Genomic DNA, 229 nt, shown 5'->3' with positions numbered 1-229 from the left:
CGCCAGTGCCAGCATAAACGATCATTTCAATATCGTTATCTTCATCCCCGAAGGCAATGATAATTTCTTGAGGGCCAATGAAATGCTCGGATAACCGTTTAATTCCAACTGATTTGTTTAATCCCGCACGAACAATTTCAATAATGATTAAGGGAGCAGCCCAAACGCGATGCTCTATCATCTCAGCGTGATGCTCTAAAAACATAGACCGAAGAACAGCGAGCTGCTG

General features: G+C 43.2%; 1 protein-coding gene. It reads right to left on the bottom strand.

Translation table 11 applies throughout. The features are described from left to right. The coding region (locus Q4550_RS24340; RefSeq protein WP_303536841.1) for an HAD hydrolase family protein at positions 1 to 229 on the bottom strand (229 nt) is incomplete at both ends.

This window comes from Anaerobacillus sp. 1_MG-2023 (assembly GCF_030547345.1).
GTDB lineage: Bacteria > Bacillota > Bacilli > Bacillales > Guptibacillaceae > Guptibacillus > Guptibacillus hwajinpoensis_B.
The sequence above is the reverse complement of the archived record's forward strand: the minus strand, read 5'-3'. Positions and strand labels throughout refer to the sequence as shown.